This is a genomic window from Nesterenkonia sp. AY15 (assembly GCF_022565855.1).
Classification (GTDB): Bacteria; Actinomycetota; Actinomycetes; order Actinomycetales; family Micrococcaceae; genus Nesterenkonia.
In genome coordinates, this window is the sequence record NZ_JAJOYV010000003.1 from 1 (window position 1) to 24,934 (window position 24,934).

Genomic DNA, 24,934 nt, shown 5'->3' on the forward strand with positions numbered 1-24,934 from the left:
TCGTCGTGGTCCACGGCGTGGACCCGGCCGTGCTGACCGAGGAAGCCGCGAACAAGCAGAGCGAGCTCGATGAGTCCCTGCCCAACGCTGCGACTCTTCCCGCTGCCTGTGGCACCCTGACCGCCTCGCAGATGGACGGGATGCCTGAAGGCGGCGCCGACACCGGCGTCTCCGGCGGCTCACAGGGTGCAGATATCGCCATGGCCGCCGGCGGCGGAGCACTCGCCCTCGGCGCCATCGGTGCCGGTGCCTTCTTCATGCGCCAGCGCACCGTCGAGTCCTGATCCTTCGCGCCTAACCAGCAGGGTGATCGACCTCCCTCGCGGGTCGTGACCCATATTGCTTCAACGGCGCAGATCATGGTGAAGACAGAGTGGTGGCCCTACAGATCCCTCCAGGTTCTGTGGGGCCACCGTCATAACGGGCCATCAAATACCGCCCCCTTTCCGGCACCCGCTGCAGAACACCCCTTCCTCAGACGAAATCAAGCGGTACTCAGCTATTCCACGGATGCCCCGCTCAATTGCTCTCCCCGGCGGGGATCCCCACCCGAGGCTCCGAACTCCCTGCGCGAGTCCCAGACCAGAACAGAATGTGAGCTGTAGATCCCATGTTCTCCTCCCCAGCTCTTCTCCGCGCGGCTCGGTGCCTGGCCCTGGCTAATTTCGTCGCCCTAGGCCTTCTTTTTGCTGCGGCAGGTCTCTACGTCCAAGACTTTCGCGGACTCGATGTCCATGGCGTGGCAGCCGTCGGACTCCACATCACCTCTGGTGCGCTGGCGCTGGCCCTCGTTCTCCGTGCGTGGGGGACCAAGACCGGGCTGATTCCTGCGGTCACCGCGGTGATGCTGTTCGTTCTGACATTCCTCCAGGCTCTCGTCGGCAGCGCCATGACACTGACTCTCCACTTCAGCGGAGCCTTGGTGATCGCTGCGATGGCCACGTGGCTCATCGCTTGGGCCTTCTCCCGCGAACGTAGCGGCGACGCCCGACGTTCGCCCGAACTTCGTAATCACTATCCAGAAGGAGCACACTCATGAACACCCTCGCGCGAAAGACCAACTGGAGACGATCTCTCCTGGCCCCCGTCGCAGCCGGAAGCTTGCTGCTCCTCTCCGCATGCGGGCAGGGCGCAGACCAAGATCGAGAAGCCCCCGAGACTGAATCGGCAGAGGAGACCGAGAGCACTCAGGAGACCGACACCGATCAGGCAGAGAACGAGAACACCGACACAGATGAGGACCCAACTGAGGACAGCGAAGCGGAAGAGCAGCAGGAACCTTCTGACGATGTCCTGACCATGGATCAAGTAGAGGAGAATGATTCCCCCGACTCGTGCTGGGCAGTCATGGACGGGACCGTCTACGACCTCACAGACTGGATCGAAGATCATCCAGGAGGAGCCGACCGGATCGAAGGACTGTGCGGCACCGACGCAGCAGAAGCCTTCGAAGCTCAGCACGGCGGCGCCGAGCGCCCCGAAGGACAACTCGCGGAATTCGAGATCGGCACCCTTGAGGGCTGATCACCAGACGCGGAAACCAGAAGCGCCACCGCCTTGATCCAGAAGATGGACAGTGATCCAGCCACTGCGACGACGACGTTGTGGAAAGTCGGGCATTACGGTGCTCAGAGAATGCGCAGCTCATAGGGCCCTGCGATGGATACCCACTCAGGTGCCCGCGGGTCGATCGGACTGGTCTTAGTCTCGCGGAACTCGGCATCACAGAAGACTGCCCAGCATTCAAACCGGGTGTCCACGCGGCGGGCCCCGCTTCGGCGCCGTATCGGGGGCTCAACGCTGTTCTCCCGCCCTATGAGGGGAAACTTTCGCCATTTGCCTCTTCCGACGTTTGATCTCCAGCGGTAACCTCAACGAATGAGGCGCCAATTCCGCGCCCCACGGAAAGGAATTACCTCGTGATTATTCTGGGCATCATCCTATTGATCGTGGGAGCCGTCATTGACATCTCCATCCTCTGGACGATCGGCATCATCCTGGTTGTGGCCGGTGCCATCCTCTGGATCTTGGGCTCTCTCGGCCGCGCTGTCGGAGGACGGCGTCACTACTGGTGACCAATGGGCGGGATCGCCCTCGTCGTGTCACAACACGACCCGGAACAGGTGCTTGCACCTGACCAGTCTCCGGTCCCCGACTGCTCGGACCCGCCCAAGTCTGGCTTCTAGACTCATTTGGTCCCGCTGCTGAGTTCGCCGCTGTTGACCAGGTCTTCGGCAAGAACTTGCAGCTTCTTGTTGGTGTGCTGACTGGCCTTGGCCAGCAGGAGGAAAGCCTGATGGTCGGTGATCCTATAGCGCTCCATCAGGATTCCCTTGGCCTGTCCGATCACGTCCCGGCTCTGCACCGCCTCGTGGAGCTGGCTGACCTGCTGGGCGTCGGCGAGGGCAACCGCGGCATGTGAGGCGACGATCAGCCCGACATGCTCAGAGTCATCGTCGAACGCGTCGACCTGACTGGAGTAGAGGTTCAGCGCGCCCAGGTTGTCTCCCACCACGAAGAGCTGGAAGGCCAACATGCTGCCCACTCCGGCTTCGGTCGCCTTTTCAGCGAAGACGGGCCACCGAGCCTCGGTCGCCATCTCCCGCACGCGGATGGTTTGTTCCGAATAGATCGCCTCGAGGCAAGGACCTTCGGTCAATTCCACCTGCAGATCGTCCAACCTTCTGAGCAGCTCGCTGGAGGGAGCCACGGTTTCGACTTCCTCTCGCCCGGTGACGACGCTCAGGGAGGCCTCTTCGGCACCGGGAATCAGCTCGATGGCGGCGGCCACCACGAGCTCCAGGATCGCCTCCGGGCTCTCCTGGTTGAGAGAACGGACCAGATCACCGAGCTGTGAGGCCAGCTGATGCTCACCAGCGGCACTCCCCTGGTCGTGCCCGGATGGTTGTCCCTGTTTTGCCTCGTTCGGAGTCGGGATTCCTTCTCCGTTATGCATGGTTCCTACCTCTGGATTTCTGCGTTTGGCGCCCAGTCGTGATCCGCTTCATCGCTGTACGACGCTCGGGGAGGCGAGGGGAGCATATCGATCATCTCGTTGGCGGCCTGGGCCAGAATGTCCTGCTGGAACTCGGGCAACGAGTACAAGCTGTGGATGTAAGCATTGAGCTCGTACTCACCGGCAGTGCCGCCCATACTGAAATAATGCAGCCACAGCCTCTTCAGCGGAAGGGCGGAATGGCGCACCGCTCTGCCCAGGTTTTGTCGCTGCGACTCATCCCTCCCAGCCGAGGACGGATCACCGTCAGGCCGTGACGGCTTTGGTGAATTGGAATCCTTCACGACCGATTGCCGCCTTGCCGCCAACCGGCGGCGATGATGCGTTGCGCAGTCTCCCCCATCGTCACGCATTCGGCTCGGGCCACCTGGATCAGATGACGGGTGGCGGCGTTTCTGTCGAACCCATGCTGGTCCATCACGACGCCTTTGGCGATGTTGATCATGTCGCGCTGGCCCATGGCGTTGCTTATGGATTCGCTGAGCTTCACCGGGAGGTCTTTCGCCTGCACATGCGCAAGCAGCGCGGCAGCCGGCCCGGCGAACATCGTCAACAGCCGTGCACTCTCCAGTGTGAAAGCATGTTCCGCGGCGGAATAGACCTTCATCGCACCCACAATGGTCTCCTGGTGCTGCAGCGGCGTGCTCAGCACCGACCGGACCGGCAGCCCGACGACGGCGGCAGACCAGTTTGGCCAGCGGCGATCGGACTCGACGTCATTGACGTTGACGATCATGCGCGACGCCCAAGCACTCAGGCAGGGGCCCTCGCCGGTCGCGTACTGGAGATCATCGGCCTCGCGCACCACCCGGTCAGTGCTTCCGGCACTCACCCTGCTGCCGGCGCTGCTGATCAATGACACGCCGGCTCCGATGGCCCTCGGAACAGTTCTCTTGGCTGCCTGGGCGAGGAGTTCAACCGCGTGTTCAACGGTTTCCTCGCTGAGCAGCATGCCATCGACGCGGGCGAACACTAGAAACAGTTCATCACGCGGTAGTTCAGTCGGCATCAAGATCTCCTTCTGGCGGCACCGATGGAGCCCACAACAGGCAGCACCGATAAGAAGTGACGCAATCCTCAGTTCAGCAGGATCCCCACAGGTCAGCGTGGGGTCTTGCTCGCGGTAGGTCATGGGAACGGGAACTTCTGGTTCTTTCAGACGGGATGGAGATTCTTCTCTCTGCTCGGGGCCGCACCCGTCAGCGAACTCCAGCGAAGGAACGGGCGCCGTTCGTAGGTGTTCTCCGACCGCGGTTCCGAGCGCGAGCCGGAGTCCCACTGCGGGTCCCGAGTTCTCATGGCGGCAGACTCATCCACCACGCACGGCCGCGGAAAGTGCGGTGTCGCCAGAGATATCTCTGGAAGACCCTTGGGAACACGGTGGCCAGCGAAGTACATCTCCAACGCCGCCAGCCCCACGATGATCGGTCCAGACGCCCCGGAGGTGCTGATGACTACTCGGGAAATGTGCTCCATGGGGCACCCTTGTCTGAAGTAACAAGAGCCCGGCTGCTTGAGCTATGGCCGAAGCGTATCCAATGGATCCATCGCCGCCTAGGGCCCAAAGTCCCCCCCTGCTCCATCTGTCCGCTGAGCTGGCATCACGCGTGCGCTGGTTGCACCCGACCACCGAACTGCTTCCCGGTCCCCTGCCCATCGATCATGACGGCTGCCTGACCCAGGACCGCATCCACCTTCCTCCCTCAGGCGACGCGCGACGTTGTTTCCGCGCAGCTGGCGTTTCTCAGATCCAGATCCCAGTCGGGAGCAGCCGCGCGTTCGTATGCGCCGAAGATACTGTGGGTCACAAGCGGCATTCTGGGCTAAGGAGGAACTATGGATTTCGACACGATCATTGATTCCATCGGCAAAGCCGTAGATGCCGCTGGAGTGGTTGTGATGGTGGTCGGAATCAGCATCGCCTCTGGACTCGCTGGCTGGAGATACCTTCGCCGGAAGAGCCTCGTCTTCGAGGAGTACCGCCGCTGGGTCGGACGATCTATTCTCCTGGGACTGGAGATCCTCATCGCTGCGGACATCATCCGGACAGTAGCTATCGGGTTCTCCGTGGACGCAATACTCGCGCTCGGTCTCATAGTCCTTATTCGTACGTTCCTGAGTTTCACCCTCCAGCTCGAAATGACCGGACGCTGGCCGTGGCAGACTTCTCACGGGGGCGTGCGAGGAGATGTATGGGGCAACCCCGTCGCTCGGTGTACGTGTGGCGGCGAAAGCAGCAACCCTGGCGCCCGCCCTCAAGATCCCCGCGAGAGTTAGCGGAAGGGCAGGGCCCAGCCGCAGGGTCCTGCCCTACCTCGTGGTCTAGTCTGGGCCCATGCAAGGGACACTGCACAACTCTCAGACATGCACGTGATGAGTTTCAGAGCGCACGACTTCGATGATGCGCACGACATTGCTCTGCGACAGCCGTGCCGGCCCTGGAAGACCAGTTCTCTCATGTGGAAGAACGCGAGGAGTCGCCCCCGATGAGCGCCCCAGCACAACCCGATATCTCACTGGATCGCCGCTTCGCGGAGGAGTTTCCGGAGCTGTCGATCCCGTGGTCGGCCGAGGTGGCCACCGCCCCGCGGCTGATTGTGCTCAACAGACCCCTGGCTGATCACCTGGGGCTCGATCCCGCAGACCTAGAGAGCCCCGATGGCGTCCGTCTGCTGATCGGCAACCGAGTGCCCCGCGGCGCTGCGCCAGTAGCTCAGGGGTACTCGGGCCACCAGTTCGGGTCATACTCGCCGCGCCTGGGTGACGGCCGCGCGCTGCTGTTGGGCGAGCTCACCGACGCCGGAGGCCAGCTGTGCGATATACATCTCAAAGGATCAGGACGGACTCCCTTCGCCCGCGGCGGTGCCGATGGTCGAGCTGCGCTGGGCCCGATGCTACGCGAATACGTCATCAGCGAGGCCATGCACGCCCTCGGCATTCCTACCTCACGTTCTCTGGCGGTCCTCGCCACCGGTGACGTCGTGCGGCGCGAGAAGCCGCTGCCGGGAGCGGTGCTCACCCGCGTGGCCAGCAGCCACCTGCGCGTAGGCAGTTTCCAATACGCCAGCGCCATCGGTGGCAGCGAGTTGGTCCGCCGTCTGGCCGATCATGCCATTGCCCGGCATGCCCCTGTCGCCGCGGACGCTGAGAATCCTCATCTCGCACTGTTCACAGCGGCGGTCTCTGCTCAAGCCCAGCTGGTGGCTCAATGGATGCTGGTCGGCTTTGTCCACGGCGTGATGAACACCGACAATATGGCCATCTCTGGGGAGACCATCGACTACGGCCCCTGCGCATTCGTCGACGCCTACGATCCCGCTGCGGTCTTCAGCTCCATCGATCAGAGCGGCCGCTACGCGTACCGAAATCAGCCCCCGATCGCCGAATGGAACCTCGCCCGATTTGCTGAGACTCTGCTCCCCCTGTTCAACGACGACGACGAGCAGGCCATCGCCCTGGCGCAGGAGGCCCTGGGCGCATTCCGCCGCGAGTACAGCGCTGCCTGGTTTCTTGGCATGAAGACCAAGCTCGGGTTGTCTCAAGACCTGGACGACGAGGTATGCACCCCGGTGGTCGACGACGTGATGACTCTGCTGCAGGAGCAATCGCTCGACTACACCTCGTTCTTCCGAGCACTCAACCACGCTGCCCGCGGCGACGTGAGGCCTGTTCGACAGAAGGCTCGGGATCTGGGGGCACTCGACGCTTGGCTAGATGGTTGGCGCGGCCTCAACCCGAACGCAGAGCAGATGGACAGGGTCAACCCTGTCTACATTCCGCGAAACCACCTGGTAGAGGAAGCCCTTGAAGCGGCAACCGACGGTGACTTGGCACCGTTCCACCAACTCCTGGAGGCCGTGACCGATCCTTACCACGAGCGTGAAAGGTTCGTTCGATACGCCTCTGAAGCGCCCGCGAGCTTTGGCCCCTACCGCACCTTCTGTGGGACCTGAATTCCCTTCCCGCCACGAACGAACCCTCGAGGCCCGGCATGCATGTGAACCTCTCGTTCAGTTCCCGCCTCTGCGCGACGGGAAGACCGCGTGCAGCAGCGGGATGAGGGATGCCGCGATGAGGGCGGAGCCGACGAGGCTGTCGTCGCTTCGCAGCAATGTCCCTGTGACCAGCAGCCCGGTGAACAGAACTGCTGAGATGATCCGCCGACCTACGCGTTCCAGAGCTGTGATCCGCCGATCAAGATCCGGGGTGCGCACCGCGATGCGCCCGGCCTCGATGCCGTCGACTGCTTCCGAGAGCCGTCCCGGCAGCCGGAGCGCCGTAGCCACCGTCGCCACTGCCTGTTGGGCGGCGTCCTGGACCGCAGGTCTGCGTTGATCGCGGATCAGCTGCTCGGCATAGGGCTCGATGGCGTCCCAGAGGTTGAATCTGGAATCCAGTGTGCTGCAGACTCCCGAGATGAGAGACACCGTCCGCAGCATCAGCAGAAAATTCTCTGGCAGTTGGAATGGCAGGGAGCGAACCAGGTCACCGAACTCTTTGGCGAAGTCCCGAAATTCGCGCGGGTCGACCTCCTTCAGCTCTGCGAACCCCATGCCGCCGAATCGGGCGAAGAGCTGTGTCATCGCTCGTTCAAGCTCGGCAGTGTCGGCCGAGGGAAGCAGCACACCCACCTCTTGAATGGCGTCGACCAGCCCTTTGCCGTCACGCGAGGCTGCGGCGATGAACACCCGGCGCAGCCCGTCCCGCAGAGTCTCCGGAATCTCGCCCATCATGCCGAAGTCGATGAAGGTCAAGTGCCAGTGAGGTGACTGTCCCCCCTCTGCGAGGGGATTTCCCTCCGAGGGGGTCGGCGTGACGAAGATGTTCCCGGGATGCGGGTCGGCATGGAAGAACCCGTGGACGAAGATCTGGTCGAACATCACGTTCGCGAATTGTGTGGCGACCTCTGCTGGGTCGATTCCCGCGGCCTTGAGCCTCTCCACATCATTGATCTTGATCGCGGTCACGTCCTGCAGGGTGAGGACCCGTCGCGTGGTGCGTTCCCACATGACGTCAGGAACGGAGACGCGCGGATCCTCGGCGAAGTTCGCGGCGAACCGTTCAGCGTTGGCAGCCTCGTGGAGGTAGTCGATCTCCTCCATGCTGGTCGCGGCGAACTCCTCGACCAGTGCAGGCGCATCCACCCGGTTGCTCACCAGCCGGATCCGGGACAGCCATCGGCTCACCCGTCGCAGTGCGGCCAGATCGACGTCGACGATCTCACCGATGCCGGGACGTTGGATCTTCACCACCGCGGCTGCGAAACCGGCCAACTCGGCGTCCTGCGCCGAAGGTGCGGCGCGATGCGCCTGGCCCAACGAGGCAGCGGCAAGCGGGGTCGGGTCGACGTAGGCGAACGCCTGCTCCAGCGGGACGCCGAGTTCCTTCTCGGCAGCGGTCTGAATGGCAGAGAAGGCGACCGGACTCACCTCGTCCTGCAGCCCCTCCAGCTCTTTGGTGATCTCGGGAGGCAGCACGTCTAGTCGCGAGGAGAGGAACTGGCCGACCTTGATCATCAGCCCGCCGAGGTCCACAGCCAAGACATGGAACCGCTGCGCGAGACGCCGCATTCGTCGAGATCGCCCGACTGCTGCGAGTCGGGCAAGACCGATTCGCGGCAGGAACAGCTCGAACCACCACACCTGGATCAGATGAAGTGCGGCAAACCGGAGAATCCGACGGTACCGGGCGCGCAGCGTCCTGGTCGTTGGGTTCACTCGATTCCCTGGAAGCCGCGGCCCCAGGCGTCACGTGCTGCAGTCACGCCGTTCAGTCCTGAGCAAGGATGGCGTAGAGCTTCCGGCGCACCTGGTCCAGCTCCTGCTCCGCCTGGTGGATCTGTTCGGGGGTTCCGGAACGGCCGACCTGCGCGGCTGCCTGAGCAAGCTCCATGCCGGCCTTGGACAGGGCGCGAACTGCGTGGCCGCGGTGCCCAGGGCCCTGCCACTGCGCAGGCCACTGATCAGCGGCCTCTGCGGCCTCACGGCCTTCTTCGGTCAGTGAGTAGGTCTTGCGTCCACCCTCTGTCTCGGCGTGGATCAGCCCTTCATCCGCCAAGAGCTGCAGGGTGGGATAGACCGAGCCTGGGCTGGGCTTCCAGGCCCCGCCGCTGCGCTGTTCGATCTCGTGGATGATCTGGTAGCCGTGCATGGAGCGCTCGGCCAGCAGAGCAAGGACCGCCGCTCGGACATCGCCGCGGTTCGCTCGGGGAGCCGATTTGTCCTTGAATGCACCACGCAGCTGGTCCATCGCGTCCCAAAGGTCAGCGGGTGGCCCTCCCACCGGTGGCCGACGGTCTCCGAAGATGCCCCGGCCATGTGAGTCGCCTGAAAATGATCCAGTCATAACCGCCTCCTAAGCGCCGCACCCATTGTGGGCCCGATCAGACTTAACGATATATCGGCGAGAAACCTGGCGTGAGGATGTGACGAAACGGGTTCAACGTCGTTTCATCAGCACAGAGCAGAGTCACCGTACTGACCTGCTGGCATGAAACCCTCCGCTTCGTCGGTGTCCAGTCCAGTTCTGGAATCGTGAACTTGCGACTGAGCCACTCGACCCTCACCTCGCTACAGGTCTACGAAGGCTCCTCCGGTGTTCGGCCCCGGCCTTGCGGCAGCACCGCGTCGTCGAGCAGCTCAAGAATATGTCTGTATGGCTCACCGGTCGCGCGGGTCATCCCGATCTCACACGTGCGATTCGTGGACGCGTGCACCGCGGCACGCACGCTGCGCACCTCCGCAGCCTGCGCCTCGACCGCTGAGGCTGTGAGCTCGGGGTGCAGCATGCCTCGGTCTCCGGCGAATGCGCAGCATCCCCAGTCCTGCGGGGTATACACCTGACCCGCCACAGCGGCTGCCAGTACATCGAGATCAGAGTTCAGTCCAAGCCGTGTAGACGAGCAGGTGGGGTGCAGCATCACAGAGGGCGTCATCGGCGCGGGCAGCAGCTTCCGGGCCTGCAGCGCGGGCAGAAGCCGTTGTGCGGCGAAGGTGACCACGTCCACGACCTCGATGTCTGCGACCGGCTCACCAGACGCCAGCAGGAGCGCCTCGAGACCCTCGGTGCAAGAGCTCGCGTCGCTGACGACCGGCAGCCTCCCAGCGTCAGAGGCCTCCCACACCGCGGCGGCGACCTTGCTGCGCATGAGCTCGTACCCCTCAGACAGGCCTTTGGACTTCCACGGTGTCCCGCAGCACAGCGACGGCATCGATTCGGGTGTGCGCACCCGCACTCCGGCCACATCACAGAGCCGCTGAAACGCCTCGCCCACACCGCTGCGTCGCCCATCCGGGTCAGCACCTGCAGCCGCACCGAACAACGTCTGCGTGCAGCTGGGAAACCAGAGCACCTCCGCCTGGGCGTCCTGCCGCACAGGACGAGCCCGCCCTCCGCGCGGCAGGTCATCGGTCCACTGTGGAAACGCCTCCTCGCCGAGGACACGTCGCGCGAGATCAGACGCCGCACGCGGCAGAACCGACGGCATGTGGTCAGCCGCCGTCAGAGCCCAAGACCCTGCCCGACTCACGCTCGTCCACTGCCTCGCCGCCGCCTTCCAGACCTTCTGGTCGGGCGCAGACCGGGTCTCAGCGCGCAGGCGCCGCACCAGGTCTCCGGTGTTGATGAATACCGGGCAGGCCGTCTCACACATGCCATCGACGGCGCAGGACTGGACGGCCTCGTACTCATACTCCCGGCGGAGAGTCTGCGCCAGCGCTGCGTCTCCGGCTGCCTCGGCCCTTGCGATCTCCCGGCGAAGCACAATCCGTTCACGCGGTGTGGTGGTCAGCCGGCGGCTGGGACAGACGGGTTCGCAGTACCCACATTCGACGCACCGATCGACCTCTTCTTCGACCCTCGGCGAGGTCTTGAGATGTTTCAGGTGGGTTCGAGGATCCTGCGTCAGGAGCACTCCAGGGTTGAGCATCTGGTGCGGATCCACGAGGGCCTTGAGCTTCTCCATCACGGCATACAGGTCGTCTCCGACCTGGCGCCGCACGAAGGGGGCCATGATCCGGCCCGTTCCGTGCTCGGCCTTCAGTGTTCCACCGCGCGCCAAGACACACTCGACCATGTCCTCGGTGAACGCCTCGTATCGGTCCAGTTCCTCCGGTGATTCCCCGTCGAAGGTCTCGGTCACCATGAAGTGGATGTTGCCGTCCTTGGCGTGACCGAAGATCACGGCGTCGGCGTAGCCGTATGTGTCGAAGAGTTCGGTCAAAGCCGTACAGGTCTCCCCGAGCCGAGCGACTGGAACCGCGATGTCCTCCAGAAGCGCCGTGGTGCCCGAGGGCCGGTTGCCCGCGACAGCAGCGAACAGACCTTTTCGGGTGTGCCAGAAGGCGGCCCGTCGACCGGCGTCGGTGGTCAGCTGGGCGGGGCGACTCAGGGGAAGCCGTTCCCAGAGCAGCGCCGCAGCCTCGAGCCGGTCTTGAAGCGCCTGCTCATCGGGCTCTTGGAACTCCACCAGCAGCGCACAGTGATCTTCGACCATGAGGCCCCGGATCTCCTCCGGCGACTTCGGATCACGCTGGGAGACTCGCAGACTGGTCGCATCCAGGAGTTCCACCGTGGCAAGCTGCGCCGCCACCAAATCGGGCAGGCTGGCGGTCGCGGCGGCAAGGTCGGGGTAGATGAGCAGCCCCGTGGCCACGTGCGGTCTGATCTCCACCGTGCGGAAGGTCGCCTGCGCAAGGAACGCCAGCGTGCCCTCGCTGCCGACGATCAGATGCTCGAGGATCCGGACCGGGTCGGTGTGGTCCAGGAAGGAGTTCAGACCGTAGCCCATGGTGTTCTTGATCGCATGCAGCGTCCGGATCCGCTCGACGGCGAGCGGGGCGGCTCGCAGCTGGTCGCGCAGCGCACCCAGGCCCTCATGCAGCTCAGGCTCAGCGCGGGCGAGCTGCAGATCAGCGTCGGCAATCGAAGTGTCGACCACGGTGCCGCTGGGCAGCACGAGCACACAGGAGTCGAGGGTCCGGTAGGTGTTGAATTCGATCCCGCACGCCATGCCGGAGGAGTTGTTCGCCACCACTCCCCCGATCGTGCACGCGATCTCACTGGCGGGGTCCGGGCCCAGTTTGCGCCCATATCGCCGCAGTCGAGCGTTGACCTGGCTCAGCACAGCCCCGGGGCCGCAGCGCACCTTGGCGCCGCCGTCGAGCACCTCTATGGAGCCGAAGTGCCTTCGCACATCCACCAGCAGGTTCTCCGTGACGGCCTGTCCGGACAGGCTGGTTCCCCCCGAGCGGAAGGTCACCCCGAGACCCAGGTGTCGAGCTGTCTGGAACAGTCCGGCGACCTCCTCGATGGAGTTCGGCCGCACCACGGCTTGGGGAGTGAGCAGGTAGTGCGAGGCATCATGGGCGGCCCCCAGGCGGTCTGTCGCACGCACCCCGACCTCGCCCACGACGCTTCGCAGCGCGTCGACGAGATCGGCGGGGACCTCCGTCAACGTGGAGCTGCCTCCCCGATGGTCAGCGGACTTGCTCCTGCTGGGGCTCAAATCCGCTGCGCTTTGAGCTCTTCGGCGATGTAGTCGGCCTGACGAATGGCGAGGGCAACGATCGTGAGGGTGGGATTCGCGGCCGCTCCACTGGTGAAGACGGAACCGTCCGAGACGAACAGGTTCTTCACGTCGTGGGAACGTCCCCAACGGTCCACCACCCCGTCCTCGGGACGCTCACTCATCCGCGCGGTCCCGAGATTGTGCGTGGAGGGGTACGGCGGTGTCCGGTGCGTAGAGCGTGCCCCTACTGCTGCATAGACCTTCTCGCCCGCGGCGTAGGCATGCTCGCGCATCGCCACGTCGTTCACATGATCGTCGTAATGGACATTGGGGACCGGAAGGCCGTTCTTGTCCTTGAGGGTGGTGTTCAACGTGATCCGGTTGGTCTCCTGTGGCATGTCCTCCCCGACGATCCACATGCCGGCAGAGTTCGTGTAGGCGTCCAAAAGCTTCGCGAAGTCTGGACCCCAGGTGCCGGGCTCGACGAACGCGGCCATGAAGGCCGGGCCCAGCGAGATGGTTTCGAGATAGTAGCCCCCGGCGAAGCCTCGATCAGGGTCGTGCAGCGACTCGTCTCCGATCATGCCCGCCATCGTCTCTCCGCGGTACATGCGCACCGGTTCCTCGAAATGGCCCCAGACCGTGCCTGTCAGATGCCGCATGTAGTTGCGACCCAGCTGCCCGGACGAGTTGCCGAGCCCGTCTGGGAAACTCGGCGTCGCGGAGAGCAGCAGCAGGCGAGGGGTCTCGATGGAGTTGCCCGCCACGCAGACGATCTTCGCCGCCTGGCGATGCAGGCTTCCCTCCTCGTCGAGGTACAGCACGGCGTCAGCTCGGCCTTCGGCGTCATGGGTGATCTGCACGGCTTGGGAGTTGGGGCGCAGGTCCAGAAGCCCGGTTGCTTCGGCGCGCGGTATCTCACGGACCAGGGTGGACCACTTGGACCGGTTCTTGTCTCCCTGGAAGTTGAAGCCGTCCTGGATCGACGCCGGACGCCCGTCGTACTCCTCGGCGTTGGTGGCGTAGGGGCCTGTGGCGTAGAACTTATAGCCCACACGCTCGGCACCGTTGGCGAAGACCTTGTAGTTGTTGTTCGCCGGCAGCGGCGGACGGCCATGGACGTGGGTGGAACCCATCGCTTTCTCTGCGCGGTCATAGAAAGGAGCCAGATCTGAGAGCCCGATCGGCCAGTCCAACAGATTGGCGCCATCGACCCGGCCGTACACGCTGCGGGCTTTGAACTCGTGATCCTTGAAGCGTGGAGTCGCGCCAGACCAGTGGGTGGTGGTCCCGCCCACCGCTTTGACGATCCATGCCGGGAGATTGGGGAAGTCACGAGCAACTCGCCAGGACCCTGAGGTGGTCCTGGGATCCAACCATGCCATCTGGTTGAAGGATTCCCACTCGTTGTTCATATAGTCGTCATGCGTGAGGTAGGGCCCCGCCTCGAGCACGACCACAGGTATCCCCTTCGAGGTGAGTTCATAGGCAAGGGTGCCTCCGCCGGCACCGGACCCGACGATGACGACTGCTTCCTCGTCATGGGCGACGCTGTAGCCGGTGACGCTTTCTCCGGGTGTGTGATTCTCGGGAACGGATGACATCACTTCTTCACCTCTTCCATATCCGAGCTGGTCGCGCCCGGCTGATTCGTGCTGTCGGTCTTCTGTCCCCCGGCCGCCGGACGCGGAGCCCCGGTCGCACCGGGGGCGATCTCCGGCATGGTCTCCCCCTCGGGAAACTCGACGCGCGGATCTGGCAGCCAGCCGAGATCGTTGAATCCTCGATTGATATATCCGCCCTGGTCGAACGATGCCCCCTCATAGCCGAGGGCTGTCCAGACCTCCGCATCGTCATAGAGGTTCAGCACTGCGGTGCGACGGACGAAGCCGAAGAACTCCGTGCCGTCTACGCGGCGCAGGACCCGCAGCGCAGCGGCATCGTCCAGGCTGCGGAAGTCCCCATCGGACAGCTGATTCAACGAGAGCAGCCCTTGAGTCAGCGCCACGCGGAACCAGGTCTCGTTCTGCGCCTCTGTCAGGATGGTGTCGGCAGTGCGCTCATAGGGTCCGTCCGGCACGCACTGGTGAGGAAAAGCGACGCGCAGCACGCGGATAAGGGTCTGGCGGGCCTCCTCCGTCATCTCGGTCGCGTTGAGCGAGGGGTACTTCGCGGGGAAAACCATCGGATGCTCCTTTGTAGATCAGCCTCGCCGACAGGTCCGCCCGGGGCCCCGTCACGATGGGGTTTCTGTGGAGACCTGCACGCGATCGTCTCGTGATTGTTCTCTAACGGTATGTGATCTGGGACACTGTTCGACAGGTAGGTTCTCACCGGGCGAGAACACCCCGAGCAAGCCCTTCGAGCCCACGATTCCTGAGTCCTGACGAGACGAGGTCCCATGCCAGCCATTGCCGTGATCCACCGAACCTTCGCTGTCCTGGAGGCCGTCGCGGCGTCTGGGAGCGCCACAGCCAAAGAGGTCGCCCAGCGCTTGGAGATCCCGCTCCCCAGCGTCTATCGCCTCCTCAGCGAGCTCGTGGCGACTCAATACCTCGTGCATCTCAAAGAGGACGGACGTTTCGAGCTGGGGCCCAAGTGCTTCGACCTCGGGCTGTCCTTCCGCCAGCGCCTGGTGGCACCCTCCCCCATCCGACAGGCTACGGATGAGCTTCACCGCACCATGGAGACGGCTGCCTACTTCGCGGTCTACCGCGGCTCGGACATAGTGCTCACACACCTCTCCGACTGCGAGAAGCATCCACGGCTGCGCCCTCTGCGATTCGGATTCCATGAGGCCGCGCATGCAACGGCCTTCGGCAAGATCCTCCTCGCTTCGATGCCGCAGGAGGAGAGGAGGTCCTATCTCGATGCACGAGGAATGCCGATCCTGACTCCTCACACGATCGCCCGCCCTGACCTGCTGGATGAACACCTCGACACCGTCTCGATCCGGGGGATCGCGTGGGAGCACGAGGAGTTTCTGCCTAGGACAACCTGCGCAGCCGTACCCGTTCGCGGTGCCAGCGGAGTCAACGTCGGCGCGATCGCTGTCAGCATGTCCGCACGCCGAGCCGCTGGACTGGAACCACAGATCGAAGCTGCTCTGCGCGAATATGCCGGCCGATGCAGTCGGTATATGCGCGCCGGATCGAAGACCGTTCTCACCGGATGAGAGAGCTTCTGGCTCGTCTCGACTGACGCACCACAGACTGTGCTGACCATCACACCTGAGGAGAACAGCGCATGAGTGCACAACTGAGGGTCGCCGTCGTCACGGGAGCCGGACGCGGAATCGGGCGTGGCATTGCGGAGAGGCTCGGCCAGGACGGTTTGCACGTGGTCGTCGCGGATCTGCCAGGCATGCAGGAAGAAGCAGCCGAGACCGTGGAGACGATCACCGGCGCAGGCGGACATGCGAGCGCCGCCGAGGTGGACGTGACCGTGGAGTCCTCGGTCGATGCGCTGGTCCGCACGGCAGTGGAGACCGGGGGATCCCTGGATGTCTTCGTGGCCAATGCAGGCATCGCCCAGGTCCAGTCGCTGTTGGACTACAAGACTGAGGACTTCCAGAAGGTGATGGACGTCAACGTCACGGGGGTCTTTCACTCCTACCGCGCAGCCGCCAGGCAGATGATGGGGCAGAACACCGGTGGAAAGATCATCGGCGCCGCCTCCATCGTGGCATTCCGTCCCTTCGCCCTCCTGTCGCCCTACTCAGCGAGCAAGTGGGCGGTGCGAGGGTTGACCCAGGCCGCGGCCATGGAGTGGGCCCAGTACGGAATCACGGTCAACGCCTACGGTCCAGGGATCGTGGGAACAGCCATGTGGGACCTCATCGATGAAAAGCTCGCCGCCGAAGAGGGCCTCCAGAAGGGCGAGGCGATCAAGAAGTACGCGGGCGACATTCTGCTTGGCCGCGTCTCAGTACCCAGCGATGTCGCCAGCCTCGTGTCCTTCCTGTCCTCGGAGGACTCCGATTACATCACCGGCCAGACGATGCTGGTCGACGGAGGCATGCAGTTCTCCTGAGACTGGACCCCGCACCAACGGCAGCGGGTGACGCCGACCAAAAACCCAAGAAGGAGCGAGAAGACATGATCCTGATCGTCGTGAAATTCCAAGTCAAGCCGGAGCTCGCTGAGCAGTGGCCGGAGATCACCCGCGCGTTCACCGAAGCCACGCGCGCAGAGCCGGGGAACAAGTGGTTCGAATGGTCCAGAAGCCTCGACGACACCAACCAGTACGTGCTGGTAGAGGCCTTCGAGGACGACGGCGCGGAACCTCACGTGGAGTCTGAGCACTTCAGGACTGCCACTGCCCCGGGCAGCCCGATGCACGAGGCTCTGGTCGCGACGCCGAAGATCATCTCTCGCCAGGTCGAAGGCTCAGGGTGGGATGAGATGGGGGAGATGAAGGTCAGCTGAAGACCGCAACCCGCACTGCAGGTTCGGGGGTCGAGGTGCGTCTGAGCCGAACAGCGATCATGTTCCCCCCGCGACGACGCCCGGCTCAGGCTTCTCATCGGAAACGATGCCCCCGAAGAGGTCCGTGCGACCCTGACGATCCGCGTCCACGACCACGGAGAAGACCCACGGTTCGGCGTCGAGGAGCTCCGGCACTCAGCAGACTCCCCAAGCCAGTCCTGCGGTTCCGTGAACGCGTCTGCTGGTTCACGAGCCGGTGGCCTCTGGCTGCAGGCGCTCCTGCGGTCCCGCCTGCGGCGGTGATGATCCGGGCCACCGCCCAGCCGAGGGCAGTCACGAGCGGCGCGCTCACGATCACCGTGGCAACCGGGTTGGGCTGAAACTTCGGCCCGTGGGGACCATCGACATACGCACCGATCGGCAAGACGCAGCCGCCGCCCCCGCCACCGCTGCCTTCGCCTTCTCTTTCCGGGTCCTCCCCGCTCGGCGGGACTCTGCCCGAACCCCCGCCACCGCCGAAGCCGAAGATGACCAGGGCCGCAGGAACCAGCTCGCGACCGCCGATCGTGATGCTCTCGCCGAACGCCATCTTCGCACCCCATGACGGCACAGAGTTGGTCAGGTTCTCGATCGGTCCTTCCATCAGCTGCACGCCTCCGCTCCCGGTAGACAGCTCTCATCTGAAACACGCCCCCATGCGCACGGGACGCATTGCACCCACGATAGAACTGACCCCGAGGGACCGCTAGAGGCGATGCGACACTGCCTCCGGCGGCGACGCTGGGACTACGAACTCAAGACACCGCCGTGGCTATCAGGCCTGCGGCAGCGGTGCCTTGGCTGAGATCAGGCCTTCCTGGACCAGCTCATCCCAGAAGTCGCCGGGGATCGTCGCGGACAGCGCGGCGATGTCCTCGGAGATCCGGCCCGGCCGGCTTGAACCGGGGATCACTGCGACGGTCGCGGGGTGGGCGGTGGAGAACTGCAGCGCGGCCGCCTTGAGGTCGACGTCGTGGCGGGCGGCCACGGCTGACAGCGAGGCCACCTGATCCTTCACCGACTGCGGCGCCTCGGTGTAGTCGAAGTGGTCCCCGCCCAGCAGCGCTCCGGAGTTGTACGGTCCGCCGACGATGATCCCCACGCCTTGAGCTTCGGCGCGGGGCATCATCCGCTGCAGCGCCTTCTCGTGCTGAAGGATCGTGTACTGGGTGGCCGAGAGGCTCAGATCGGGAGGAGTCTCCTCCAGCTGCATGGCCAGCTCGATGGGCTCGGTGGTGTTGACGCCCAGTCCCCAGCCCTTGATCAGACCCTGCTCGCGCATCTCGGTGAGGACGCGGAACGCGCCGGTGCGGGCCTCTTCGAACTTCTCGATCCATTCGTCGCCGTGGAAGTCCCGGGAGATGTCGTGGACGAACACGAAGTCGAGCCGGTCGGTGCCCAGGCGCTCCATGGACTGCTCCAGCGACTTCCGCGTGGCCTCGGCGGTGTAGTCGGTGATGACCTTGTTGCTGCGCCCGTCGGCGAAGAGTCCCTCCTTCTCCTCGGTCTCATCGGACATGTAGCGCCCGACCTTGGTGCTGAGCAGGAACTCATCGCGCGGCTTCTTTCCGAGGGTGGCGCCGAGGCGCTTCTCGGCAAGACCGGCGCCATAGAACGGGGCGGTGTCGAAGTAGCGGATGCCGGCGTCCCAGGCAGCCTCGATTGTGCTCAGCGCCTCGTCCTCGGGGATCTCCCGGAACATGTTGCCCAGGGGTGCCGTGCCGAAGCCGATGGTGTTTTTCAGCAGGTGGTGGATGTCGCCCATACGATCAGAAATCCTCAAGTTCGTGGGTGGTCTTGTCCGGGAGAACACCACCTAGGTCGAGGTTTATTTCTCGGCACGTTCTCGGAGGGCACCCACATTCACCGCCGCTGCGACGCGGGCCGGATCGTTCTCAGCCAAGTCAGCCCCGACTCAAGCCATTGACATCTGAGTTGGTCGTGCCAAACTGCGTTGAGGAGCCGCAGAACCAGTGTTGCTGCTCAGCGTTCACCGAAGCGGGCCGTCCCCCGCCGAACCAAGGATCCTCGATGCACCCCAGGTCCACTCAGCGAGTCGGTTTCCTCCCCGCCAGAGGGGCTGCGACCCTCGCTGTCGCCGTCCTCGCCCTGCTGGGCTGCGCCAGCGAGAATACCCACGCCGACGAGGGCTCAACGTCCAGCAATGACGAGTCGGCAGCGGCGTCCTTCGGGCATGAGACCGGGCCACGCGTGCGCGTCAACCAGCTCGGCTACCTGCCCGACGGCCCAAAGCGCGCAACGCTGGTCAGCGACCAGACGGAAGCGGTGAGCTGGCAGCTGCTCGACGACGACGGCGGGCTCGCCGCGCAAGGAGAGTCGACCCCGCAAGGGTTCGACCCGTCGGCGGGACTCGAGGTGCACACCATCGACTTCAGCGATCACGGCGACTCCGGGGCGGGTTACACGCTGACCGCCGAGGGCGAGCAGAGCTACCCCTTCGACATCACCGAGGACTTATACACCTCACTGCGCCATGATGCCCTGAACGTCTACTACACGCATCGATCCGGCATCGCGATTGAACCGATCGAGGTCGACGGGAGCCTCGAGAGGCAGGAGTACGAGCGCCCTGCCGGGCACGTCACGGAATTCGTGCCCCCATGGGAAGACCTGCCCGACGCCGACGTCCCCAACCGGGGGGATCTGCAGGTGCCCTGCCTGCCGGCGGAGCGCTTCGTGTGGAACGGGGCGGAGCAGCACGCCAGCGCGGACGTCTATGGCGACCCCGAGGCGTGGCGCTGCCCGGAGGGTTACGCCCTGGATGCTGCAGGTGGCTGGTATGACGCGGGCGACCATGGCAAATACGTGGTCAACTCGGGCATCTCGGTGTGGCAGCTGCTGGCCACCTATGAGCGCAGCCAGAACGCCGAGGTAACCGTGGACGAGGCCTTGGGTGACGAGACCCTGCTGATCCCCGAGCGGGGCAACGGGGTGCCGGACATCCTTGACGAGGCTCGCTGGAACCTTGAATGGATGCTCTCCATGCAGGTGCCCGCCGACACCTGGATGACGATCGACGGGGTCGAGATCGATGCCGGCGGGATGGCGCACCACAAGCTGCACGACATCGCCTGGACCGGAATGGACACCCTCCCGCACGAGGACCCGATGCCGCGGTATCTGCACCGGCCCTCCACCGCCGCGACGCTGAACCTGGCAGCCGCCGCAGCTCACGGCGCCCGCCTCTATGACCAGTACGACGAAGAGTTCGCCGATGAGCTGCTCGACGCTGCGGAATCTGCCTGGGCTGCCGCCGCCGAGCACTCCAGCATCTTCCGGGGCCCCGACGGTGTTGACCCGAATCCCGGCGGTGGTCCCTATAACGATCACGAGTTCAGCGACGAGTTCTATTGGGCGGCCGCGCAGCTGTACCTGACCACGGGGTCAGCCAGCTATGAGGACGCGGTGCGCACCAACGTGCATCATGTGGGCGGCGCCGAGGACCAGGTCTTCGGCACCCCGGCCTTCGACTGGAAGAACACCGCCGCTGCCGCCCGCCTGGATCTAGCGACCGTGGACAGCGACCTGGAGGACCGTGAGGCGGTGATCGATTCCGTGGTCGACGCCGCCGACGCCTATCTGGCGGTCCAGCAGGATCAGCCCTTCGGCCACCCCTATGCCCCGGAGGAATACGACTGGGGGTCGAACCATATGGTGCTCAACAACGCCGCGGTGATCGCCACCGCCTTCGACCTCACCGGCGAGACCCGGTACCGCGAAGCCGGGATCGAGGCCATCGACTATGTCCTGGGCCGCAACGCGATCAACAACTCCTACGTCTCCGGCTACGGCACGTACTTCTCTGAAAACATGCACAGCCGCTGGTACGCGGCCGATCACGAGCGGCTGCCGCCGTTCCCCGCCGGCAAGCTTGCCGGCGGGGCCAACTCCGTCCTCGGCGATCCCACGGCACAGGGCGATCTCTCCGGCTGCGCGCCGCAGTTCTGCTACATCGACGCGTCTGACTCCTGGTCCACCAATGAGACGACGATCAACTGGAACGCCGCCCTGGCCTGGCACGCCAGCTGGCTCGACGACATGGGTCGCGCAGGCTGATCTAGTATCGGGACCATGTCAGCTGTCGGGGAAGGTCCCATGAAGATCCTGGTGGTGGACGACGAGGCGCCACTGGTCCACCTGATCGAGCAATACCTCATCCGCGATGGGTTCCGCGTCGTGGCGACCGGAGATGGATCCCACGCCGTGGATATCGTTCGCGAACAGAGCCCCGCCGTCGTCATCCTTGACCTCGGCCTGCCTGGCCTGGACGGCGTGGAAGCCTGCCGACAGATCCGTACGTTCTCGGACTGCTACATCATCATGCTCACGGCCCGCGCCGAGGAGGTGGACCGTCTGATCGGACTGTCCGTCGGCGCCGATGACTATGTGACCAAGCCCTTCAGCCCACGAGAACTGGTGCTGCGCGTGAAGGCGATGCTGCGCAGGCCACGAAACGCCTCCGGCTCGGATCTCGTCACCTACCAGCTGGGGGACCTCCGCGTCGATCTGGCGGGACGTGAAGTTCAACTGCGGGGTCAGCTCGTGGATCTCACCTTGACCGAGTTCGAGCTCCTGGCGACGCTTCTCGCGGAACCCGGAGTGGCACAGAGTCGGAGCGCACTGATCACCAAGGTGTGGGGTGATGAGTGGTTCGGAGACAAACACCTGGTCGATGTCCATATCGGGCACCTCCGCCGAAAGCTGGGGGATGATTCCGCGAACCCCCGGTTCATCCACACGGTCCGTGGCATCGGGTACAAGACGGGACCGCCACGTTGATCGGGCAGAGGCGATTCACCGGGCTGGGCACCCGGATCCTGGCGGCGCTCATCCTTGTGCTGGGTGTGGCGGTGGTGACTGCCTGGGTCGTTGCTCTCATCGTGGGACCGGCAATCTTCGATGACCATATGGAGATGGTCGAAACCTCCAACCCCGATCCAGGCATCGTCGCCCACGCCGAGGAAGCATTCGATGCGGCATGGAGACTGTCCCTCCTGCTGGCCCTCCTGACAGCCTTCGGGACTTCCGTCGTCGTCACCGTGATCCTCGTGCGCCGGCTGGTCAGGCCGATCCGCAAGATCCGCTCTGCGGTCGTCGAGATCACGGACGGCGACTACTCCGCGAGGGTCCCGGAGAGCAGCATCGGAGCAGAGTTCACTGAGCTGATGGTCGCGTTCAACAGCATGGCCGCAGAGCTGGACCGCACTGAGCTCACTCGCAAGCGCCTGCTCTCAGATCTGGCCCACGAGATGCGCACACCGGTGTCCACGGTTGACGGATATCTCGAAGCGATGCAGGACGGGATCGCCCACGCCGACGACGAAACCCTGGTCATGCTCAGAGAACAGACCGAGCGCCTCACACGCCTTGCTGAGGACATCTCTCTGGTCAGCGCCGCAGAAGAGGGGTGCCTGGACCTGCGGCTCGCCCCGGTCCAGCTCGGTGAGCTCCTGGATGCCGCGTCTGCCCAGATCCGCGCTCGCTATCAGGCCGCCGGGGTGAACCTCGAGATCAAGATCGGCAACCGCGCAAGAGCCGTGACGATCACCGCGGATCGCGACCGCATCGGTCAGGTCCTGACCAATCTGCTGGACAACGCACTGCACCACACCGAGCGCGGCGACGAGGTGACCCTCAGTGCACGGGCATCCAGATCCCATGTGACCGTCGACGTCGTCGACACCGGCCACGGAATCGACCCGGCACACCTTGCCCACCTCTTTGAGCGCTTCTACCGCGTGGACAGCGCACGCGACCGCACCCACGGTGGATCTGGGATCGGACTCGCGATCGTGCGTTCCATAGTCACCGCTCATGGAGGATCCGTCTGGGCGTTCAGCGAGGGGACCGGAAAGGGAGCCGTCTTCACGGTCGAGCTGCCTCAGGGCACCCAAGACTTGATGAAGGTTCCATAAAGGATCTGATTATCTGCCGCCCCATCGCAGGCGACTCGATATAGTCAAGAGTTGCGTGGTCACCGTCACGGGACTCACCAGCAGATCAGACAGGGAGCCGGAGTGTCGTCTCAGCGAAAGACCTCCACGAAGAGGCCGCCTCGCTCGGGCGCACAGCGGATGCTCGCGCTGGACGCTGCACGCGGGCTGGCGATCATCGGCATGATTGCTGTCAACACTGGTCCCCGCGGCGACGACGAGCTTCTGGAGATGATCTACCGAGTTCCGTATGGTCGGGCGTCCCTGCTCTTCGTCCTGCTCGGCGGAATCGGCGTCTCCTTGATGACGCGCCGCTCTCGCGAACAACACGCTCCGCTCCCCTGGGTGTCGCTGCTCTGGCGCTGTGTACTGCTGCTCCTGGGCGGCCTGGCGCTCCAGGAACTCGCCCACGACGTCTCGGTGATTCTGCAGATCTATGCGCTGCTGATCCTCTTCTCTCTCCCACTTCTCCGGGTCTCCGGTGGCCTCCTGCTCCTGACCACGGGGATCAGCGCCCTCCTCGGCCCGGTGATCTGGATTGCGGTTCAGACTCAGACCGACGGACGCTTCGATCGAGACCCCGTCTCAGCTTCAGGCCCGCCCTGGGAGATCTTCACCGGCATCGTGCTCACGGGCCCATACCCGTTGATCGTCTGGGCGGCGCCCTTCGTCCTCGGCCTCTGGCTGGGTCGACTGGAGCTCACAGACTCAAGAATCAGCACTCGACTGATCATCTGGGGCGCAGCTGCTGCAGTGGCGGCTCGCCTGCTCTCTGCGCTTCTGGTGGCCGCATTCGGCGAGCCGACGACCCATATGGCATGGGAGCGACTCTTCAGCGCGGTGGCCCATTCACAGATGCCGCTGTGGCTGATCGGCGGCACCGGGTCCGCAGTCTTCGTCCTCGGCCTGTGCCTGAAGATCCACGCGTGGTCCCACCCCATGGTGTCTCCGCTGATCTTCCTGGGTCAGTTGGCCCTGACTGCCTACGTCGGGCACCTGCTGATCCTCGCATTCGTCGTCCGCCCGGGACCGGACACGCTGGTCCAGGGGATGATCGCGAGCACCTGGACCGTGGCCGCGCTGATGGCGTTCGCCTGGCTCTGGCGGAAGCGCTTCAGCCGAGGGCCCCTCGAGGTTCTGCTGCGGGCGCCGAGACTGTCCCGGCGTCCTCGCTGAGAATGCCGGCGAGGTGGAAGGCAGAACATCCGGTCAAGAACGGGTCTGCACTTGATGAAGGTTTCTTCAAGATCACGCTTTCGGGCAATGCCGGGTCCAGCCATGCGGTTGACTCCTCAGCAAGCCACTGGTGATCTCAACATAGGAGGAACCCATGAAGACCACGACATCCGCAGCATTCATCGGCGCGTTCGCACTCACGGTCGCGCTGACCGGCTGCGCCACCGCCGAGGATCAGTCCGACGAGACCCCATCCGATCAGGGAGAGGCTGCAGAGGAGACCGCAGCGGAGTACAACGAGGCCGATGTCGACTACATCTCCGGAATGATCCCGCACCACCGACAGGCAGTCCACATGTCGGAGATGCTGCTGGACAAGGACGATGTGGAGCCGGAGGTGGAGGCCCTCGCCGAAGACATCCGCGAGGCCCAAGGTCCCGAGATCGAGCAGATGGAGTCTTGGCTGGACGCCTGGGGTCAGGAGGAAGCGGGCCCGGACCAGGGGGACATGGGGGACATGGACCACGGCGACATGGGCGACGGCATGGACGGGGGCACTATGCAGCACGAGGGCATGATGAGCGAGGAAGACCTCGACCAGCTCCAAGAATCGACCGGCTCGGCCGCTTCTGAGATGTTCTTGGAGCAGATGATCGTCCACCATGAGGGCGCCGTCTCCTCGGCGGAGCAGCATCTCCAGGACGGGGCGAACCCCGAAGCCCTGGAGCTGTCAGAGGACATCATCGACTCTCAGCAGGCCGAGATCGAGCAGATGGAAGAGCTCCTGGAAGACCTCTGAACCGGGTCCTAGGAG

The 24,934-nt window shown here is 64.3% G+C and carries 23 protein-coding genes and 1 pseudogene; 15 read left to right on the forward strand and 9 right to left on the reverse strand.

Annotated elements, in window-relative coordinates:
- The 4 genes and pseudogenes from LSI54_RS05540 to LSI54_RS05555 form a co-directional block, all read left to right on the forward strand.
- A pseudogene (locus LSI54_RS05540) lies at positions 1–284 on the forward strand (hypothetical protein); the annotation flags it as partial.
- A 326-nt stretch (positions 285–610) separates the two neighbouring features.
- Positions 611–1,039: a hypothetical protein gene (locus LSI54_RS05545; RefSeq protein WP_241477887.1), complete on the forward strand. Its 429-nt coding sequence runs from the start codon at positions 611–613 to the stop codon at positions 1,037–1,039.
- A complete protein-coding gene (locus LSI54_RS05550) occupies positions 1,036–1,524 on the forward strand; it encodes a cytochrome b5 domain-containing protein (protein WP_241477888.1) in 489 nt (162 codons plus the stop codon). The genes LSI54_RS05545 and LSI54_RS05550 overlap by 4 nt, the downstream gene beginning before the upstream one ends.
- Positions 1,525–1,919: 395 nt before the next feature.
- Positions 1,920–2,075 carry a DUF6131 family protein gene (locus tag LSI54_RS05555; RefSeq protein WP_241470700.1) on the forward strand — a complete coding sequence of 52 codons (156 nt, stop codon included), beginning with the start codon at positions 1,920–1,922 and terminating at the stop codon, positions 2,073–2,075.
- 113 nt (positions 2,076–2,188) lie between these two features.
- On the opposite strand, the gene LSI54_RS05560 is transcribed toward LSI54_RS05555, so the two are convergent.
- From LSI54_RS05560 to LSI54_RS05570, 3 genes are read right to left on the reverse strand one after another with little or no spacing between them, the layout of a single operon-like run.
- Positions 2,189–2,956 carry an ANTAR domain-containing protein gene (locus tag LSI54_RS05560; protein ID WP_446740416.1) on the reverse strand — a complete coding sequence of 256 codons (768 nt, stop codon included), beginning with the start codon at positions 2,954–2,956 and terminating at the stop codon, positions 2,189–2,191.
- Between the two features lie 5 nt (positions 2,957–2,961).
- Positions 2,962–3,300, reverse strand: a complete 339-nt coding sequence (locus tag LSI54_RS05565; RefSeq protein ID WP_241470702.1) for a hypothetical protein — start codon at positions 3,298–3,300, stop codon at positions 2,962–2,964.
- Positions 3,297–4,025 (reverse strand): GAF and ANTAR domain-containing protein, encoded by a 729-nt coding sequence (locus LSI54_RS05570; RefSeq protein ID WP_241465876.1) that lies wholly within the window; start codon positions 4,023–4,025, stop codon positions 3,297–3,299. The genes LSI54_RS05565 and LSI54_RS05570 overlap by 4 nt, the downstream gene beginning before the upstream one ends.
- Positions 4,026–4,852: 827 nt before the next feature.
- Here LSI54_RS05570 and LSI54_RS05575 point away from each other — a divergent pair.
- Both LSI54_RS05575 and LSI54_RS05580 read left to right on the forward strand, forming a co-directional pair.
- Positions 4,853–5,293, forward strand: coding sequence for a DUF1622 domain-containing protein (locus tag LSI54_RS05575; protein ID WP_241477891.1), 441 nt, complete (start codon positions 4,853–4,855; stop codon positions 5,291–5,293).
- A 209-nt stretch (positions 5,294–5,502) separates the two neighbouring features.
- Positions 5,503–6,969, forward strand: coding sequence for a protein adenylyltransferase SelO (locus LSI54_RS05580; protein WP_241477892.1), 1,467 nt, complete (start codon positions 5,503–5,505; stop codon positions 6,967–6,969).
- A 57-nt stretch (positions 6,970–7,026) separates the two neighbouring features.
- Here the strand turns inward: LSI54_RS05580 and LSI54_RS05585 are convergent, their stop codons facing one another.
- The 5 genes from LSI54_RS05585 to LSI54_RS05605 all read right to left on the reverse strand — a co-directional run bounded on the left by LSI54_RS05585 (position 7,027) and on the right by LSI54_RS05605 (position 14,709).
- A complete protein-coding gene (locus LSI54_RS05585; RefSeq protein ID WP_241477894.1) occupies positions 7,027–8,586 on the reverse strand; it encodes an ABC1 kinase family protein in 1,560 nt (519 codons plus the stop codon).
- A gap of 199 nt (positions 8,587–8,785) precedes the next feature.
- Complete coding sequence (locus LSI54_RS05590) at positions 8,786–9,361, reverse strand: PadR family transcriptional regulator (protein WP_241470705.1); 576 nt, start codon at positions 9,359–9,361, stop codon at positions 8,786–8,788.
- Positions 9,362–9,593: 232 nt separating this feature from the next.
- A complete protein-coding gene (locus LSI54_RS05595) occupies positions 9,594–12,470 on the reverse strand; it encodes an FAD-binding and (Fe-S)-binding domain-containing protein (protein WP_241477896.1) in 2,877 nt (958 codons plus the stop codon).
- A gap of 47 nt (positions 12,471–12,517) precedes the next feature.
- The gene (locus tag LSI54_RS05600; protein ID WP_241476453.1) at positions 12,518–14,128 is read right to left on the reverse strand and encodes a GMC family oxidoreductase; all 1,611 of its coding nucleotides are present in this window, start codon (positions 14,126–14,128) and stop codon (positions 12,518–12,520) included.
- The gene (locus tag LSI54_RS05605) at positions 14,128–14,709 is read right to left on the reverse strand and encodes a hypothetical protein (protein WP_241465865.1); all 582 of its coding nucleotides are present in this window, start codon (positions 14,707–14,709) and stop codon (positions 14,128–14,130) included. The genes LSI54_RS05600 and LSI54_RS05605 overlap by 1 nt, the downstream gene beginning before the upstream one ends.
- A 216-nt stretch (positions 14,710–14,925) precedes the next feature.
- On the opposite strand from LSI54_RS05605, the gene LSI54_RS05610 reads away from it, so the two are divergent.
- The 4 genes from LSI54_RS05610 (at position 14,926) to LSI54_RS05625 (ending at position 17,555) form a co-directional block, all read left to right on the forward strand.
- Positions 14,926–15,699 carry an IclR family transcriptional regulator gene (locus LSI54_RS05610; protein ID WP_241470708.1) on the forward strand — a complete coding sequence of 258 codons (774 nt, stop codon included), beginning with the start codon at positions 14,926–14,928 and terminating at the stop codon, positions 15,697–15,699.
- A gap of 71 nt (positions 15,700–15,770) precedes the next feature.
- Positions 15,771–16,556: an acetoin reductase gene (locus LSI54_RS05615; RefSeq protein ID WP_241465862.1), complete on the forward strand. Its 786-nt coding sequence runs from the start codon at positions 15,771–15,773 to the stop codon at positions 16,554–16,556.
- Between the two features lie 65 nt (positions 16,557–16,621).
- The gene (locus LSI54_RS05620) at positions 16,622–16,951 is read left to right on the forward strand and encodes a putative quinol monooxygenase (RefSeq protein ID WP_241477898.1); all 330 of its coding nucleotides are present in this window, start codon (positions 16,622–16,624) and stop codon (positions 16,949–16,951) included.
- Between the two features lie 391 nt (positions 16,952–17,342).
- Positions 17,343–17,555, forward strand: a complete 213-nt coding sequence (locus LSI54_RS05625; protein ID WP_241465858.1) for a hypothetical protein — start codon at positions 17,343–17,345, stop codon at positions 17,553–17,555.
- Between the two features lie 210 nt (positions 17,556–17,765).
- On the opposite strand, the gene LSI54_RS05630 is transcribed toward LSI54_RS05625, so the two are convergent.
- The gene (locus tag LSI54_RS05630; RefSeq protein WP_241477900.1) at positions 17,766–18,755 is read right to left on the reverse strand and encodes an aldo/keto reductase; all 990 of its coding nucleotides are present in this window, start codon (positions 18,753–18,755) and stop codon (positions 17,766–17,768) included.
- Between the two features lie 266 nt (positions 18,756–19,021).
- Between LSI54_RS05630 and LSI54_RS05635 the strand changes: the two genes are divergently transcribed.
- From LSI54_RS05635 to LSI54_RS05655, 5 genes are all read left to right on the forward strand, one after another.
- Complete coding sequence (locus LSI54_RS05635; protein WP_241477901.1) at positions 19,022–21,067, forward strand: glycoside hydrolase family 9 protein; 2,046 nt, start codon at positions 19,022–19,024, stop codon at positions 21,065–21,067.
- Between the two features lie 15 nt (positions 21,068–21,082).
- Complete coding sequence (locus LSI54_RS05640) at positions 21,083–21,790, forward strand: response regulator transcription factor (RefSeq protein ID WP_241465853.1); 708 nt, start codon at positions 21,083–21,085, stop codon at positions 21,788–21,790.
- Positions 21,787–22,926 (forward strand): sensor histidine kinase, encoded by a 1,140-nt coding sequence (locus tag LSI54_RS05645; protein ID WP_241476451.1) that lies wholly within the window; start codon positions 21,787–21,789, stop codon positions 22,924–22,926. Before LSI54_RS05640 ends, LSI54_RS05645 begins: the two co-directional genes overlap by 4 nt.
- Positions 22,927–23,028: 102 nt before the next feature.
- Positions 23,029–24,120: a DUF418 domain-containing protein gene (locus tag LSI54_RS05650; RefSeq protein ID WP_241477902.1), complete on the forward strand. Its 1,092-nt coding sequence runs from the start codon at positions 23,029–23,031 to the stop codon at positions 24,118–24,120.
- Positions 24,121–24,274: 154 nt separating this feature from the next.
- A complete protein-coding gene (locus LSI54_RS05655; RefSeq protein ID WP_241476449.1) occupies positions 24,275–24,919 on the forward strand; it encodes a DUF305 domain-containing protein in 645 nt (214 codons plus the stop codon).
- The last annotated feature ends 15 nt before the right edge of the window (positions 24,920–24,934 follow it).